Genomic DNA, 17856 nt, shown 5'->3' on the forward strand with positions numbered 1-17856 from the left:
AACCTCATCTTAATTCAACTTTTACTTTACTATTTCGATTTAAAATAGATCTTGGGATTCTACTCTGCTTATAAACTTTTCCTTTACCTAGCACTTCCACTTTAACTTTACTGATATTTGCAAATTGAGTAACTTGCTTTATCGTCCAGCCCTTCATATTTGGACATCGAATAATACCACCAGTAAATATAATTATTTTACTATTCGGATTTACTTTGGTATTTGCTAAGATGCTTTGTGCTTCAACCTTATGACCTGAACCGATTGTTTCAACATAAAGTCCCATTTTTTCTAATAATCTAACCGCTTGTTCACGAGACTGTCCCTTAACACTAGGAATAGTAATCTGTTCATCCATCATATCTACTTTTGATGATACGCTAACACGGTTAATTAGGGGTTTAAAAATTAAAGACATTATTGTTTCGGGAGGATCACTCATAATTTGAGGTTGCTTCATAGTGATATATATACAATATCTAGGGTTATCAGCTGGTGTAAGGCCAACAACGGAAAATAGGTAGTTTCTATCGCCTTTAAGGTATCCTCCATGTATACCCGCTATCTGAGCAGTACCTGTTTTTACTGCTATACTTTTTCCTGGAATCTTATAAGTCATACCTGTACCATATTCTTTTTCAACAACATCTCGCATCAATTTTAATGTAGTTTGTGCAGTTTCTTGAGAATATACAGGTTTACCAACTTTTATCTTTTTATACCTTTTAATGACCTTACCAGAAGAAGACACAATTTTTTCAACCAATTGTGGTTTTAACATTTGCCCTGAATTTGCCAATGCACTATATACTTGCATCATCTGCATTGCATTAACATTAATACCTTGACCAAATGAAGTAACTGCTTGATCAATTTGACTATGAATATTAATTAACCCTGAATTTTCATCGGGTAATGTTATATTAGTTTTCTTACCAATATGATAATTATCTAGATACCTTCTCCAAGTGTGCCTACCTAGTCTGTTAACCAAAATAGACATACCTACATTACTGGAACGAGGAAATGCCTGCTCAAATGGAATAGCACCCCATCCTGTATAATTCCAATCATGAATTGTAGAGCCATTAAATGTAATAGACCCCGAACGATAATATTCCTTAGGATTATATTTTCCTTCTTGAATAGCTGCAGTAATTGAAAGTATCTTAAATACAGATCCAGGTTCATATGAATCTTGAACTAAAATATTACGCCAATTATCATTAAGTCCCTTCCTAGTTGCTGGATCAAATGTAGGTCTTTGTGATGCAGCCATGATCTTTCCTGTTTTGACATCTTCTACAATTGCCGTTAATGCTTTAGGTTTGTATTTATTTTGAACAGCATCCAATAAATTTTCTAAGTAAATCTGTAATTGCGAATCAATTGTTAAATAAATATTATTGCCATTAATTGGTGCTTTATATGAATGCTGACCTCCAGGAAGCTGATATTCACCAGCATCAACCAAAGCTATTCTACGACCATCTTTACCAGATAATACTTTATTAAAATACTTTTCAATCCCCATCGTTCCGATTAAATTGATTGAATGATTTTTTTTATCATTAAATGGTTGTGCTATACCTATGATATGAGAAGCAAATCTACCATTTGGATATAATCTTGAAGGAGTTTCATCAAAATGAATACCAGGTAAATGCATTGCCATAATCTTTTTTTTCGTTGCTAAACTAATACCAGAACCTGCAGTACCAAACTCTACTTGATATGCTTTGTGTTTTGGATGCAGATATTTCAAAATTTTTTTTTCGCTTAAGGGAATAACGGTCGATAATTTTTCAGCAGTTTTTTTCTTATCGACTACATACATTGGTTTGCCTTTATAATCTAGCGAAGACTTATCCAAAATGGCATATAAAGTAAAACTATGCGAATCTTCTGCAATTACATTACCACTATTATCATAAATAGCTCCTCTTACAGATTTTAAAATTTCATCCCGTTTATATAAATTGCTAACCCTTTCAGAGATGTTTTCACCCGCTATGGTTTTAGATATACTTAAATACAAAAATCTTCCTACAAAGAGCAAAAAAACAAATGCCATTGATATTTGCAACAATCTACCAACTACATTTCGATTAACATGAGATTTTGACACTTTTCGGACAATCTTTTTATTATTCATCATCGAATATTCCTGATATTACTCTCAATTAATTGTAATCCATACTGTTTTGCTAATTTATTCATTCTATTAGCTGAAGTTAATTCGCCAATTTCCTGTCTTAAATTAGTATTTTTATTTTGTACAGTAGCAATATCTTTCTGTATTTCAGATAAATTACGCTGTGCATTAGTAGCAGAAATATTAGAAGAAATCATAAAACACATCATAATTAAAGTCATAACCACACCAAAAGCAATAAAAAGCACTTCTGTTAGACTTAGAGGTTCATTTTGAGAAGTCAATCTAACTATCACTTGTTTATTACGTTGGTTGTCAGCATCTAACTCTGAATATCTAAAATTTCTTGCTGAACTATCTACCATACCAATTCTCCTCTTAAAAATTAATAATTATAACTTTTCTGCCACTCTTAGTTTTGCACTATGTGAACGATTATTTTCTTCTAATTCCTTATCTGTTGCAACAATAGGTTTTCTACTAATTATTTTTAATGTTGGCTTTAATGAATCTGGTATTTGCGGCATCCCTCTTGGAATATCGACATCTGAATATTTTTTGAATATTTTTTTTACTATCTTATCTTCCAACGATTGAAAAGTAATCACACAAATCCTACCGCCAGGCTTTAAAATTTCAATTGCATCTAACAATGATTTTTCCAGTACTTCTAACTCATCATTAACAGCAATTCTGATAGCTTGAAATGACTTTTTAGCAGGATGACCACCTGTTCGTCTTGCAAAAGCCGGTATCGCTTCTTTGATAATATCTACTAATTCAAATGTTGTAGTAATGGGTTTTATCGCTCTTTTCGCTACAATATTCTTAGCAATTTGCCTAGCATATTTTTCATCACCATATTTAAATAAAATATTACTTAATTCCTTTTGCGACCAAGTATTGACAATTTTATATGCATCCAAATCCTTAGTTTGGTCCATTCTCATATCAAGTCTTGCATTAAATCGATACGAAAATCCACGTTCAGGCTGATCAAACTGCGGTGAAGATACACCTAAATCGTAATATATACCATCTATGCCATCTATAAAACCCAATTTTGCTAAATTTTGCTGTAAATTACCAAAATTATCATGTACTAAGCTCAATTTTGGCTTGCTATTGGCTTTTAATACTTCCGAAAAGCTTTTCTTAGCAAGTTCAATAGCATATTCATCTTGATCAAAACCAATCAAATGCCCATTAGACAATTGCTTTAGTAAATATGATGCATGTCCACCACCACCAAAGGTAGCATCAACATAGACACCATCATTTTTCAAATTTAAATTATCAATTGTTTCGTGTAAAAGCACACTATAATGTTTAAATTCCATAATCACAATTCTATATCATCCAAGTCTTCTGCGATGTCATCATAGTTATCATCAGCTTCGTCAGCAAATTTTTGCCAACGATCCTCAGACCAAATTTCAATTCTATTTGAAACACCAACTATGACACATTCTTTAATAAGATCTGCATGTTCCTTCAACGTAGCAGTTAAATTAACACGTCCTTGCTTATCAAATTCTGTCTCCATCGCCCCTGAATAGAAAAGTCTCGTAAACTTACGTGCACTTCGCTGTGTCAGGGGAAGTTTGGCTAATTTAGCTTCTATTTTTTGCCATTCCGCCTGCGGATAGCCAAAAATACAGCCTTCCATACCACGAGTGAAAATAATCTCATCACCAATTTGATCACGAAACTTCGCCGGTATAATCAATCTACCTTTACTATCCAAATTGTGATGATATTCACCCATGAACATGGCCATTCCCCCCTTTCAACTTATAATTTACCACAATTCACCACTAGTAACCACAATTTACCACAAAAAGGCAAAAAATATTTAAAAAGCTATATAACCACACCAAAAAAAGATCCTAAAATTAGGATCTTTTATCATAGATATTTATCAAGTAAGTAATAATTTATAAAAAAATAGTGATTAATAATAAACAGATATACCAAATAAAACTACACAATATAAGATATCGCCATAAGGAAAATAAAATTCTACCTAATGCTATATTTTTATTTTTTTTAACAAAATTAATGGCAACCGTAATCACCAGAATAAGATAAAATAAAAAAGCATATGGTAAAAAAGATGGCAGCTTGTGGAAAGATGTAATCAATTGGCACGCAGCTATTAAAAAAGGTGGCATCAATTCCACATAACTAATTTTTTTATGCGGTAACATATTCTTAACTAAGATGCCACACAATAATCCGATAAATGGTAATAAAAAAATCAATACAAACATTATTAAGCTCCTTATTAAGGATAAATATACACCGTTTACTATATTACATAGTTAGTTAAAATTGCAATAATAATCTTTTTAAGATAAAATATTCCTAATATAGGAGGTCGTAACATGCGTAAAAAGAAAAAAACAAAATTTCAATTGCTAACTATTTTTATGGCATTACTAATGGCAATAATCACTTTAGCAAGTATTGTAGTAGGTGTCTTACCACTACTATCCAAATAAAAGATAATATCAACATAACAAAAGACTCGTTACAAATAAACTTAGTAACGAGTCTTTTATTTAATAAAATATTTGCTTATTTAAAAATGGGTACTTAACAATTAATTTTAACAAAAGATTGTAGCTTAAAATATATAAAATGATGCACATAACCAATGATTCAACCAATTGTCTCATTATTGCAAATAGTGATATATCAATGATACCAATAATATTTAAGACTAATAGCAAATACAAATAAACTCCAATATATCCTAATAAACAGACTAATAGTCTTGTAATAAATAACTCAGGAATATATTTTGCTATTTTCTGAACACAATAACACAACAATGGAAAGGCAACAATATATATGCCGATAACGCCTACATAATAGATATCATACACAAGCCCGACTACTAAACATAGCCAAACATTAGCTATATTATGTGCATCACTTAGTGCTATTAATGTTATCAATATAATGGATAACCAACATGCCACATTCATATTGCCCAAAAAGCGAGTAAAAGTTTGAGACAGCACACCATCTAACACCATAGTAAAGAATAAAGCAATTGCAATATACCACCGCTTTAATTGAACCATTAATCTGCTACCTTTCTCTTAACCACTGTAACAATAGATGGATTATTCAAATTACCTGCTGGTTTGATTTCTAATATATTAGAAAGACCATATGAATCACGTGATATTTTATAAATAGTTCCAACTAATAGTCCTTTAGGAGATTTTCCTCCCATACCACTAGTATAAACTTGTGTACCCTGTTTCACTTTTACTTTACTTTCTATTGGAGTAAAAGCTAATTTATCATTTATTAAAGTAATAATACCATGAATTTCTTTATGTTTCTTGCTTTTAGCAGCTACTGCAAATCGGTTAGCTGCCTTATCTGTAGATGTAATTAATTCAACTTTGGAGCTAGTAGAATTTACTTCTACTACCCGACCTATTAATCCTGAATCTGACATAACTGCCATATTTTTCTTAATGCCCGATCTGGCTCCATGGTCTATAATTAACAAATTGGTCCATGAATCAGGTGAACGAGAAATAACATTACAAATTACCAAATCATAATCCGACAATGTGTCCTTAAGCTTTAATGTTCTTTTTAAAGCCAGATTTTCATTCTCGAGCGAAGTATTACGAGCTTTAACTTGACCTAATTCGTCAATTTTACGTTTTAAATGATCATTTTCTTGTTGAGTATTAAAAAGATCAACGACCGAATTTGAGCAATCACATATTACATTAAATGGATATGTTACTACTTTAGTAACAATTGACATCGCATCATTGCTAATACGCTGTAGAAAAGGAGGCTGTTCACGTGAATTTCTCATTTTAGTTGAAAAAGTTAAGACAGATAAGATTAGTACCACAATCAGAAAAATAAAGACATTCTTTTTATTTTTGAAAAATTTTTTCATCTAATTATTCACCTAAAAAACAGAACAAGCCGGAACTACCGGCTTATCTCTAGTGTCTACGCATAACTTCAATATTTTTCAGTGATTCACCTGTACCTATTGCAACACAATCTAATGGATCTTGTGCAATGAATACGGGAACTTTGGTTGCTTCTGAAATAACCTCTTGAAGGTTCTTCAGCAACGCACCACCACCTGTTAAAACAATTCCATGATCAATTACATCTGCTGCAATCTCTGGTGATGTTTCTTCCAATGTCTCTTTAATAGCTGCGATAATACTTTGCACAACCTCTTGGATAGCTTTAGCTACATCTACTGCATCAATATCCATAGATTTAGGTAACCCAGTTATCAAATCACGTCCACGAATACTCATAGATTCTATATCTTTAGCTTTTTCAACGGAAGCTGAGCCGATTTGAATTTTAATTGCTTCAGCCGTTCTCTCACCAATCAATAAATTAAAGTTCTGATGGATATATGCTGCAATAGCTGCATTAAACTTATCTCCAGCCATTCTTGTAGAACGTGATGAAACAATACCACCTAAAGAAATAGTTGCAACATCAGTAGTACCACCACCAATATCAACTACCATTGAACCCGTAGGATCCATCACTGGAAGACCTGCACCAATAGCTGCTGCAAAAGGCTCCTCGATTACATAAGCTTCTCTTGCACCTGCAACACGAGCAGCATCAATAACCGCACGTTTTTCAACTTCTGTAACACCTGAAGGTACACAAATCATTGCAGAAGGTTTTGAATTACCTACAGTCTTTTCAATAAAATACTTAAGCATTGCTGCAGTTGTATCATAATCAGCAATTACACCATCTTTCATAGGTCTAATTGCCTTAATGCTACCAGGTGTTCTACCAATCATTTCTTTAGCGTCTGAACCAACAGAAATAATCTCACCTGTCTGCGTGTTCTTAGCTACTACAGACGGTTCTCTTAAGACAATACCCTTGCCTTCAATATATACTAAAGTATTGGCAGTTCCTAAATCAATGCCAATATTTTTAGATCCTAATCCAAACACGTTGAATCTCTCCTTAATACGTCTTATATTTAAACTATTCAACATTAGTCTATGCTATTATAGCATAAGAAAATGAAACACGCTAAGATTTCAAGTTATAATAATTCCATTTCTTTAAAACTTAAATAATTGCCTGTATTTACAATAAAATGATCTAAAAATCGTATTCCCATACATTCACTAACACTAGATATTTTTTTAGTAACTTGGATATCTTGTTCTGACGGTGTTAAATCTTCACTAGGATGATTATGTGCTAAAAAAAATCCAGCTGCATTATAAATGATTGCCCATCTAAAAATATCTCTCGGATGAATAATCGCTTGATTCAATGTACCTTTAAAAATTACTTTTTCTGCAATTATTTTATTTTTAACATCAACATAGACTGCCATTAAATGTTCTTGATAACATCCCGATAATACATTACTCAAATAATATCCAATTTGTGAACTAGAGCAAAATGACTCCATTTTTTCTCTTTTAATAGCTTTAACCCGATTGAGCAATAATTCAGCACCTAAAGACAACGTTTCTGGAGCTTCATGACTTCTGGTATACTCAAAAAAATCAGTGAATGTTGTTATATTTCGTGCCTTACATTCTAAACGTAACTGCTCAAATGTTGTAATATTTATTTCTTGTAATCCTTTAATAAATGTATTGATAATTTCTTCATCGTTAGATAATAAGTATTGATTAGTATTTTCCATAAAAACCCCTCTCAATACTTATTACGAAAAAATCAATAATTATTTTTTGAAAATTCCAAAAAATTATTACATATTAAGTATGCTAGTTTTTTATCTTGAATTGTAGCTGGCTTTAAATCAGGTATCATCACACACCTCAGTCCAGCTTTTTGAGCAGCTTCAACACCGATCCCAGTATCTTCAAAGACAATTAATTCATCGCATTGCATGTCTAATCGTTTAACTGCATCTAAATAAATATCGGGAGCTGGCTTAGCTTGTAACCTAGCTTGTTTAACATCATCATAGCAAATAAAAAAGTCAAAATAATTCTCAATATGAAATTTTTGTAAAATTTGCTCAATCACTTCTTTAGTATTACTTGAAGCAATAATACATTTTTTCTGATCTTTTTTCAGTTTTTGTAAAAATTGAAGAACACCCTTTTTTAAATGCAATTGACCTTCTGCTAACCATAAACTAAACAATTCATTAGTTCGAGAGATAAATTTATCTTTTAATGATGCATCTGCAAAAAAATCATGATAAAATTCTGCTACTTTTTCAGGTGACGCACCAACGATTTCTAAATATGCATCCCTAGGAATAGGAGTTTTTAATTCTTGAGCTGCTTGGATATTTGCTCTCCAATATAGTCGCTCAGAATCAACTAGTAACCCGTCAAGATCAAAAATAACTGCCTTAAATGTTTTATTTAAATTCGTCTTCATGGCGATCTCCGTGTATATAATTCAAAATAGCTCCAGCCAGATAAAAAGAACCGGTAACAACTAAAATGTCATCTTGAGTCAATTTATTTTTTAAAATATCATAAGCTAAACGATAATCATCAATAAAATTAATATGACAATTTAAATCATCTTCAATATCACTCTTGGTTGCAGCACGAGGATATGAAATTCTAGTAAATGTTATTTTTTCTTTAGGATCAAATAATTTAACCACTTTAGCAATATCCTTATCTTTCATCATGCCTAATAAAATATAAATTCTACCCTGAGCAATTTTTCGCACATAGGATATCAATTCATGAACGGCTTGGATATTATGTGCCCCATCTATCATAATCAAGGGCTTTTTTTGAACAATTTGGTACCTTGCCGGAATAATAGTGTTGTTAATTGTATCCTCAATATCCCTAACAGAAATATCAAATTTTAATGTAGCAAAAGTGATTAAAGCTAATGCAATATCATAAGCTTCAGCTTGTGGTCGCAACTTAAAATGAAAAAGACGCTTATTAATTGTAACTACAATATCATCATTGCACTCCACTTGAAAATCTCTTCCTAAAAGCAAAACTGGGGCATTTTTTTTGCGGGCTTTATCCATTAAAAGAGGTAAAACCTTTGCTGGAATATTTCCTAATACGACTGGTCTATTTTTTTTAATTACTCCACTTTTCTCATGAGCAATATCAAACATAGTTGGTCCAATAATCTTTTCATGATCTAAACCGATTGTAGTAATAATACTTGCTTGTGGCACAATTACATTCGTTTTATCATGTTCTCCACCAATGCCGACTTCTATCACAGCATAATCACAATTTTGCTTAGCAAATATCCAAAAAGCCATTGCAGTTTCAAATTCAAATGTTACTAAGTTAAATTCTGGATATTTTTTTTGAATATTCCTTATCGCATTTTTAACTGCCTGATATGCACTAATTAGCAATTCATCACTAATTGGTTGACCATTAATCTGAATTCTCTCATTGAACACTTCAACATATGGAGATACAAAAAGACCGATCGACTGACCGGTCTTTTGTAAAAGGCGACTTAAATAATATGCCGTTGATCCCTTACCATTTGTACCAGTAATATGAAAAGTTTTTACTTTATCTTGAGGTTCATTTAATTCTCGTAAAATTCGGCGAATATAAGTCAAATCATTTTTTTGATGAATTCGTGGCAAATGTTCAATAAAATCTATTATTGCTCTAACATTCATTCATTAATTACTTTCTTTCAATTCTTTCAACCTTTGTACAGCACCTGCTAATTGACTCTCATAATCAGCTTGTTTTGCCTTCTCTTTTTCAATTACAGCTTCTGGAGCATGATCAACAAAGCCTTTATTAGCTAATTTAGCTTTACAACGCTTAACTTCTTCTTGCAAGTGGTCTATTTCCTTATCCATTTTAGCAATTTCTTCTGATAAATCAACTAATTCAGCTAATGGAACAAAAATCTGAGCACCTGCTATGACAGCAGATTTAGCTAATTTAGGTGCAACCACATTAGTATCAACAACTAAACTCTTAGGATGTAAGAAATTCTCTACATAATCACGATTATCTAATAAAATATGTTTATCTTTTGAATTATCTAATTGAATCATAATATCAATAGCAGATGACATTGGAGCATTAACTTCCATTCGAATATTTCGCACAGCTTTAATAATTTCAATTAGGAATTCCATATCTTGCTCAGCAACGTGATTTTCAAATTCAGGATGTGCTACTGGATAAGATGCTACCATAATGCTCTTACCATTATGTGGCATTGATAACCATAATTTTTCAGTAACAAAAGGCATAATTGGATGTATTAAACGTAATATCTGATCCAATATCCAGACTAAATTATCTTGTTTGTGCTTTTTTAATATTTCATCCGTACCATTTAAAGCTACTTTTGATATTTCAATATACCAATCACAAAAGTCATTCCAAATGAAGTTATACATTTCTCTACCGGCTTCACCAAATTGGAATTCATCAAACAATCGTGTTACTTTCTTAACAACTCGATTTAATTTATCAAAAATCCATTTGTCCGATAAATCAAATGTATCAACATCTGGCATATGAGCAGCTGCTGCGTCTTCTGGCAAATTCATAATAACAAATCTAGAAGCATTCCAAATTTTGTTAATAAAATTCCAAGCTGAATCCATTTTAGTATAACTGAACCTTGTATCTTGGCCTGGTGCAGTTCCATTTAGTAAGAACCATCGCAAAGAATCCGCACCATATTTTTCTACAACATCCATTGGATCAATACCATTGCCAAGAGATTTTGACATCTTACGACCCTGTTCATCACGAATTAATCCATGTAATACAACATTTTCAAATGGGCGACGCTTAGTAAAATGTAAACTTTGGAAAATCATCCTAGATACCCAGAAGAAAATAATATCATATCCCGTAACTAGAGCATTAGTAGGGAAATATCTCTTAAAGTCAGCAGCTTCTTCATCAGGCCAACCCAAAGTTGAAAATGGCCACAATGCACTTGAAAACCAAGTATCTAATACATCATTGTCCTGGTCCCAATTTTCAATATCTTTAGGAGCTTCTTCTTGAACAACCATTTCACCAGTTTTTTTATTGTACCATGCAGGAATACGATGTCCCCACCATAATTGACGTGAAATCACCCAATCATGCACATTTTCCATCCAATGTTCTAAAGTTCCCTCAAAACGTTCTGGAACAAAGTTAACTTTGTCGTCTTCTTTTTGATTAGACAAAACTTTATCAGCAAGTGGTTTCATTTTTACAAACCATTGAGTAGACAATCTAGGCTCAATTTGTACACCACTTCTTTCCGAATGCCCTACTGAGTGAACAATCGGTTCAATTTTTAACAAATATCCCTCATTTTTAAGGTCTTCAACTAAGGCTTTACGACAGTCAAAACGATCCATACCTGCATATTTGCCAGCTTGTTCATTCATAGTACCATCATCATTCATAACATTAATACGTTGCAAATTATGACGATTACCAACTAAAAAGTCGTTAGGATCATGTGCAGGTGTGATTTTAACTAATCCAGTTCCAAAATCAGGATCTACATGTTGATCTTCAATCACTGGTATATGACGCCCTACAAGTGGCAAAATTAATTCTTTACCCACTAAATCCTTATACCGTTCATCACCTGGTGCCACTGCAACAGCAGTATCCCCAAACATTGTTTCTGGACGTGTAGTAGCTATCTCAACACTACCAGTTCCATCAGCTAGTGGATAATTAATGTGATAAAAGGCACCATTATCATCCTTATGAATAACTTCTATATCACTTAAAGCAGTCTCCAATTTAGGATCCCAATTAATAATATATTGTCCTCGATATATCAAACCCTCTTCATATAATTTGACAAATACTTTACGAACAGCTTTAGATAAGCCATCATCCAAGGTAAATCTTTCACGAGAATAGTCTAAAGAAAGTCCCATTTTGCCCCATTGGCTTTTAATGATCGAGGCATATTCGTCCTTCCAATCCCAAACTTGCTTAATAAATTTTTCACGACCTAATTGGTGACGGTCTTGACCTTGTTTACGTAATTTTTCTTCAACTTTCGCTTGAGTTGCTATTCCTGCGTGATCCATACCCGGAAGATATAAAGTATCATATCCTTGCATTCTCTTAAAACGAATTAAAGTATCCTGAATAGAAGTATCCCATGCATGGCCCAAATGCAATTTACCAGTAACATTTGGTGGTGGAATAACTATCGAATATGGATGTGCTTTCTTATCTCCTGATGGTTTAAATAAATCTTCATCTAACCAAGTCTGATATCTGCCCTCTTCTACAGCTCGAGGATCATACTTAGGTGCTAACTCTGTCATTGCTTATTCCTCCATAAAAAAAGTCCCGGACATATTGTCCAGGACGAAAACTCCGCGGTACCACCTGATTTAAGTATATAAAATATACTTCGCTTCTTTGTGATAACGGTACAATCCGAAATAAACCTACTTAAATTTCAGTCTATCAGCATCTCAAGCTACTAAATTTTTCTGGCCTCTCAGCTAGTTGGCTTTTCTCTGTAAACGAAAAATTACCTCTTGATCAACGCCTATTGTTTATTAAGTAAAGTATAACATCTTTTATAAATAATAACTATAAATTACCATTAATTAAAGTAAATTATCACTATCTTCAAAATGATCATTAATAAATTTTTGATTGGGATAAATAGGTATAATTTTGATATTATCCAAAGCTCGCTGAATTAAGCTTTCACTGTCTAATCTATCTTGCAACTTTCTTGCTTCATCAAGTTTAGGCTTGGTCTTAGGTCTAGGCGGTGCAAAAATAGTACAACAATCTTCAAATGGCTGTATTGACAACTCAAAAGTACCAATTTTATCAGCCAGTGCAATAATTTCAGTTTTATCCATAGTAGCTACAGGTCGCAAAACAGGTGTGTTAGTGACATCATTGATAGCAACCATTGATTCTAATGTTTGCGAAGCTACTTGCCCAACAGATTCACCATTAAAAATAGCTAATCCACCACGCATCTCTCGAATTTTATCTGCCAATTGCAACATAAATCTTCTTTGAACAGTCATTAAATAGCCTTCTGGCAACTTTTCTTTAATCTGCTCTTGAATCTCGGTAAATGGAACAGCGATAAAATTGATTTTTCCACAATAATTAGCTAAAATACCAGTTAATTCTTCGGCTTTAGCTAATGCCTTGTCTGTTGTATAAGGTGGACTAAAGAAATGAACCATATCTATTTTCACACCACGCTTCATCGCTAAGTACGATGCAACTGGAGAATCTATACCACCAGATAGCATCATAACAGCTCTACCAGCAGTGCCTACAGGCATACCACCTGCTCCATGTAACAATTGATTAGAGATATAAATAGCATCTTTCCTTACTTCGATTCGCAAAACCAAATCAGGATTCTTCATTTTAACTTTTAAATCTGACATATGGTCAAACAAATAATCTCCAACTAACGCATTAAGCTGATTAGTATCATATTCAAATTCATGATCACTACGTCTAGTATTAATTTTAAAAGTCATACCGTCTTTAAAAGTTGCTTGCATCAAATTAAGAGCAGTTTCTTCAATAGCTGACAATGTTCTATCTGTCTTAATGACTGGAGAATAAGTTTGAATACCAAAGACTTTTTTTAATTTTTGATCAATTTCATCAAATGGTGCACCATTTAAAATAATATGCAACCGATCATGTTTGGGATAAATTTTAATAGCCGGAAAAGTACTTAAAGCTTTTTGAATATTATCAGCTAGTTTGGCTATAAAGTCTCTTCTATTTTTTCCTTTAGTAGACAATTCACCATACCTAACCATGACTTCTGTATATTCCAATCTAATCACCTCAATTCAAATGATTTATTTTAGCAAAATGTTGATAGATTCCATCAAAAATCTCAATAAACTGCTTTGCTTCTTCCAATGTATTCGTATCATCAAAACTTAGTCTTACCGCTGATTCTGCAATATTATTATCTATTCGCATTGCTTGTAATGTTGAACTTTCTAAACTACTTCTTGAAGAACAAGCACTAGTAGTAGAAATATAAATATCATACTTTTCTAGAGTATGAACCAATGTTTCACCTCTAATTCCTTCTAAAGCAAAACATAAAATACTGGAAACAAAGTTATCATTAATTGGCGAAAAGATATGAATACCAGGCTTATGACTCAAATAATTAATGATTTTTTCTTTTATTTGGTTCTCTCTTGCCACGTAATCTTTCTCATTAGCTAAATATAATCGCATTGCTTTAGCAGTAGCTGCAATGGCAGGTAAATTTTCTGTACCAGATCTCAAGCCACCTTCTTGGCCACCACCATCAATTAAAGGAACCAACATTTTTCCCTGTTTTTTATATAGTATTCCTACGCCCCGAGGAGCATGAAATTTATGAGCCGATAAACTCATCAAATCTACTCTAGAGGTAAAAACACGCGACCAAATTGCTTTTCCTAAAGCTTGCACATTATCTACATGAAATGTGATATTAGGATATTTTTCCAGAATTTTACTGATTTCTACTATTGGTTGAATAGCACCGATTTCATTATTAACACCCATAATCGAAACTAAAATAGTATCTGATCTAATACTATTTGCCAAATCTTTAGGATCAACCAAACCGTTACTGTCAACTGGTAATACAGTGACATCAAATCCTTCGTTCTCCAACATGCGAATAGAATGAGATACTGCAGCATGTTCAACGCTACTAGTAATAATATGCTTACCAAATGCTTTTTTGGCAAGAGCAGTTCCTTTGATAGCCCAATTATCAGATTCACTACCACTAGCAGTAAAATATATTTCAGTTGAATTTACTCCCAACAATTTGGCAATTTGGTTTCTAGATGCCTCAAGTAATTGATGTGAACGATCCCCAAATTTATGTAAACTAGAAGGATTGCCCCATATATCTTTAGTAACCTTTATATAGGTATCCAATGCCTCTGGATTGACCTGAGTAGTCGCACTATTATCAAAATAAATCAAATATTATATACCTCTCTAAAAAAACGACCACATAGTGATCGTCAAATTAACTATACAATGAATATTAACTTAATTAATTAAATCCTGCAACAGCTAAAAATTACTTTTTATAATAATCACTCTCAATTCGCTTATACGAACCTGGTTCAACTTTTTCAATGGCAGCAGCTAGAATATCCAACGCTTCTTTATATTCATACTTATTATTATATAAATCATATGCAACCTTATTAGCATGAATAATATCATTACGATTAGCATATTTGTTAGAATATTGCATTGTCAGCTCTACTAAGTCAGCTGAATCTAAAATTTCCTTTGTGTCTTGCTCTAAGCGATCAATATCATTTTGAATTTGAATCAATTCATGTGATATTTCTTCAAGATTTATCCTAACTTGATCTAATTTATCAGCAGTTTTGGCAATTTCATTCACAACTAAAGTATATAGTTGTAAAAAGCTGTCTGGTTTACCAGGTAGATTTCGTCGCTCCATTTTTCTATAAATAAGCGAGACATTCTGCTTAAATTTTTCAATAGAAGCATTAGCTATCTTTTCACCATCATATAAACCATCTACATCTTTAAAAATTTTATTTTCTCGTTCATCTGTCTTAATAATTTCATCTATTAATTTGTGCCACTTTTGTTCTATGGAGGAATATACTACTCCTCCATCACTAACTTTTTGACAATCTACATCAAATTCAGAATTCAAATGCTGAATACGACTTGATAATCCCCTAACTTCATCTAATTCTCCATGCGTTAATTCATAACTCTTATCAATATGTTCCAAATTTTTAATTAATTTCACGGAATTAGTAATAGTATGTGTTAGTGCCTTTACAATCTTAGCTTGATGCTGATCCACAAAAGCTTTGGCTTTATACTCTTTTGTTAAAATATCATAGCATTTATCAATGGTTTCTTTAATGCTATGATTCTTACTATCTGCATCCTTTAATTTTAACTGTGATACTAACTTTTTGCTTTCTTCAATCGAATTTCTTAATTGCTTGACAGTTGAGCAAATATCAATTTCAACAATACTAAATTTATTTTTAAGCATACTTTTGTATGTAGTACTAATTTCAGTCAATTGTTCTGGAAAAATATCTAACAATTCAGAACTTGTTTTCTTTACTAATGGTAATTCATCCTCTAGTTTAGTTATTGCACTTCTAATTTTTTGTAAAACACGTTTTGCTTCAACGTGATCACCTTGAATTGTTAAATTCTTAACTGATTCAAATTGGCATCCTATAGCATGCAACTCATCTTCTAAAGCTTCCAAAGCCAAGCTATAATCATATGAAGTTGATAAAATATATTTTCGTTTATCATCATATTGCTTTTTTAAAGCATCTAATTGTAATTTATTATCTCGGGTAAATTTTAACAATTCCATAAACCCTTTTTGCAAAGCTAAAACTTGTGTACCAATTTCCTGTACTTTTGGTTTTACTTGCTTAACAATTTCATAAGCCGTATATAATTTATAGCTTTCATTAGCAGCTGCAGCATTATTTAATAACTCCAAGCTTTTGGTAACATCTTCAGAAAATATGCGATTATAATTCTTTCTATCTTTGCTAAATCTCTCCAGACTTGCTCCGGCTAAATCCATCTTATCTAATCGATCAATATCTTCAGCAATTAAAGGATCATCTAACTTAGCTAAATCATCATGCAAAGAAGATATAACATTCTTAAGATACTTATTAATTATAATAGCACCTAATAAAACTGCCATTAATAAAACAACTAAAAAAACAATCAAAATAGTTTGCTTGGCTGACATATGATTTCCCCCGTCTTCTGTCATCAATTATAGCAAAACAAATGCAAATAAACAGCAAAAAGAGCCCTATAATACTTGATTTTTTAAAAAATTATCCGTATAATGTGCTTTGTGTAAAATATTGCAGCAATAAGCGACAAGAACGTCAACATCTTAGGGCGTTTAGTGAATCGGTAACCCGTGCTGCACTGGGTGAAAATTCAACTTAAGATGCACGAATGTTGAGCTTATTCTTATATTTTACTCCAGAAATTATTTTATGTTTTTATGGAGGATATTTTTATGTCAAGATATACTGGCCCAAGTTGGAAACGTTCAAGACGTTTGGGAATTTCACTTTCAGGAACTGGTAAAGAAATTAGTCGTCGTAACTACGCACCTGGCGATCACGGTCCTGGTAATCGTACTAAAGTTTCCGAATATGGTGAACAATTAAAGGAAAAGCAAAAATTACGTTGGATGTTTGGTTTGAATGAACGTCAATTCCGTAATTTGTTTGTCCTTGCAGGTAAAATTCGCGAGGGTAAGCACGGTGTTAACTTCATGATTATGCTTGAAAAGCGTCTTGACAATGTAGTTTACCGTTTAGGTTTAGCAACTACTAGAGAACAAGCAAGACAATTGGTAAACCATGGTCACATATTAGTTGATGGTAAACGTGTTGATATTCCTTCTTTCCAAGTTAAAGTTGGTCAAGAAATTAGCTTAAAAGAAAAATCAAAGAACTTACAACAAGTTAAAGATGCACTTGAAGCTACAGTTTCACGTCCTGCCTTTGTAACATTTGATGAAAGCAAAATGACTGGTTCATTAGTTCGTCTTCCTGAACGTGACGAAATGGAACCTGAAATTGATGAATCACTTGTCGTTGAATGGTACAATAAGAAACTTTAATATTCAGTTAAGAATCTTTCCTTTATGGA

17 protein-coding genes are annotated in these 17856 nt (G+C 32.5%); 2 read left to right on the forward strand and 15 right to left on the reverse strand.

Annotation, left to right across the window (positions count from 1 at the left end; genetic code table 11):
- Positions 1-4: 4 nt before the first annotated feature.
- The 5 genes from HMPREF0520_RS01760 to HMPREF0520_RS01780 all read right to left on the reverse strand — a co-directional run bounded on the left by HMPREF0520_RS01760 (position 5) and on the right by HMPREF0520_RS01780 (position 4428).
- Positions 5-2158 (reverse strand): penicillin-binding transpeptidase domain-containing protein, encoded by a 2154-nt coding sequence (locus HMPREF0520_RS01760; RefSeq protein WP_006729186.1) that lies wholly within the window; start codon positions 2156-2158, stop codon positions 5-7.
- On the reverse strand, positions 2155-2520 hold the full coding sequence (gene ftsL, locus HMPREF0520_RS01765; RefSeq protein WP_006729187.1) for a cell division protein FtsL: 366 nt from the start codon (positions 2518-2520) through the stop codon (positions 2155-2157). The genes HMPREF0520_RS01760 and ftsL overlap by 4 nt, the downstream gene beginning before the upstream one ends.
- Positions 2521-2547: 27 nt before the next feature.
- Complete coding sequence (gene rsmH / locus HMPREF0520_RS01770) at positions 2548-3495, reverse strand: 16S rRNA (cytosine(1402)-N(4))-methyltransferase RsmH (RefSeq protein WP_006729188.1); 948 nt, start codon at positions 3493-3495, stop codon at positions 2548-2550.
- Between the two features lie 2 nt (positions 3496-3497).
- Positions 3498-3929, reverse strand: coding sequence for a division/cell wall cluster transcriptional repressor MraZ (gene mraZ / locus HMPREF0520_RS01775; RefSeq protein ID WP_006730074.1), 432 nt, complete (start codon positions 3927-3929; stop codon positions 3498-3500).
- Between the two features lie 163 nt (positions 3930-4092).
- Complete coding sequence (locus HMPREF0520_RS01780; RefSeq protein WP_006729190.1) at positions 4093-4428, reverse strand: DUF3397 family protein; 336 nt, start codon at positions 4426-4428, stop codon at positions 4093-4095.
- 114 nt (positions 4429-4542) lie between these two features.
- On the opposite strand from HMPREF0520_RS01780, the gene HMPREF0520_RS06195 reads away from it, so the two are divergent.
- Positions 4543-4659: a DUF4044 domain-containing protein gene (locus HMPREF0520_RS06195; protein ID WP_006731319.1), complete on the forward strand. Its 117-nt coding sequence runs from the start codon at positions 4543-4545 to the stop codon at positions 4657-4659.
- Between the two features lie 60 nt (positions 4660-4719).
- Here the strand turns inward: HMPREF0520_RS06195 and mreD are convergent, their stop codons facing one another.
- The 10 genes from mreD to HMPREF0520_RS01830 all read right to left on the reverse strand — a co-directional run bounded on the left by mreD (position 4720) and on the right by HMPREF0520_RS01830 (position 16933).
- On the reverse strand, positions 4720-5247 hold the full coding sequence (gene mreD, locus HMPREF0520_RS01785; protein ID WP_006729191.1) for a rod shape-determining protein MreD: 528 nt from the start codon (positions 5245-5247) through the stop codon (positions 4720-4722).
- A complete protein-coding gene (gene mreC / locus HMPREF0520_RS01790) occupies positions 5247-6095 on the reverse strand; it encodes a rod shape-determining protein MreC (protein WP_006729192.1) in 849 nt (282 codons plus the stop codon). The genes mreD and mreC overlap by 1 nt, the downstream gene beginning before the upstream one ends.
- Before the next feature lie 49 nt (positions 6096-6144).
- Positions 6145-7143 carry a rod shape-determining protein gene (locus HMPREF0520_RS01795; protein ID WP_006730206.1) on the reverse strand — a complete coding sequence of 333 codons (999 nt, stop codon included), beginning with the start codon at positions 7141-7143 and terminating at the stop codon, positions 6145-6147.
- A gap of 95 nt (positions 7144-7238) precedes the next feature.
- Positions 7239-7856, reverse strand: a complete 618-nt coding sequence (locus HMPREF0520_RS01800; protein WP_006729194.1) for a JAB domain-containing protein — start codon at positions 7854-7856, stop codon at positions 7239-7241.
- A 32-nt stretch (positions 7857-7888) separates the two neighbouring features.
- Positions 7889-8566 (reverse strand): HAD family hydrolase, encoded by a 678-nt coding sequence (locus HMPREF0520_RS01805; RefSeq protein ID WP_006729195.1) that lies wholly within the window; start codon positions 8564-8566, stop codon positions 7889-7891.
- A complete protein-coding gene (locus HMPREF0520_RS01810; RefSeq protein ID WP_006729196.1) occupies positions 8547-9812 on the reverse strand; it encodes a bifunctional folylpolyglutamate synthase/dihydrofolate synthase in 1266 nt (421 codons plus the stop codon). Before HMPREF0520_RS01810 ends, HMPREF0520_RS01805 begins: the two co-directional genes overlap by 20 nt.
- Positions 9813-9815: 3 nt before the next feature.
- A complete protein-coding gene (locus HMPREF0520_RS01815; RefSeq protein ID WP_006729197.1) occupies positions 9816-12455 on the reverse strand; it encodes a valine--tRNA ligase in 2640 nt (879 codons plus the stop codon).
- Between the two features lie 291 nt (positions 12456-12746).
- Positions 12747-13964 (reverse strand): tRNA uracil 4-sulfurtransferase ThiI, encoded by a 1218-nt coding sequence (thiI, locus tag HMPREF0520_RS01820; protein WP_006730158.1) that lies wholly within the window; start codon positions 13962-13964, stop codon positions 12747-12749.
- 10 nt (positions 13965-13974) lie between these two features.
- Positions 13975-15129, reverse strand: a complete 1155-nt coding sequence (locus HMPREF0520_RS01825) for a cysteine desulfurase family protein (protein WP_006729199.1) — start codon at positions 15127-15129, stop codon at positions 13975-13977.
- Positions 15130-15229: 100 nt separating this feature from the next.
- Positions 15230-16933: a septation ring formation regulator EzrA gene (locus HMPREF0520_RS01830; RefSeq protein WP_006730119.1), complete on the reverse strand. Its 1704-nt coding sequence runs from the start codon at positions 16931-16933 to the stop codon at positions 15230-15232.
- Between the two features lie 282 nt (positions 16934-17215).
- On the opposite strand from HMPREF0520_RS01830, the gene rpsD reads away from it, so the two are divergent.
- Entirely contained in the window at positions 17216-17827 is a 612-nt protein-coding gene (gene rpsD, locus HMPREF0520_RS01835; RefSeq protein WP_006730196.1) for a 30S ribosomal protein S4, read from the forward strand.
- The last annotated feature ends 29 nt before the right edge of the window (positions 17828-17856 follow it).

It is taken from the genome of Lactobacillus iners DSM 13335 (genome assembly GCF_000160875.1).
GTDB classification, from domain to species: Bacteria; Bacillota; Bacilli; order Lactobacillales; family Lactobacillaceae; genus Lactobacillus; species Lactobacillus iners.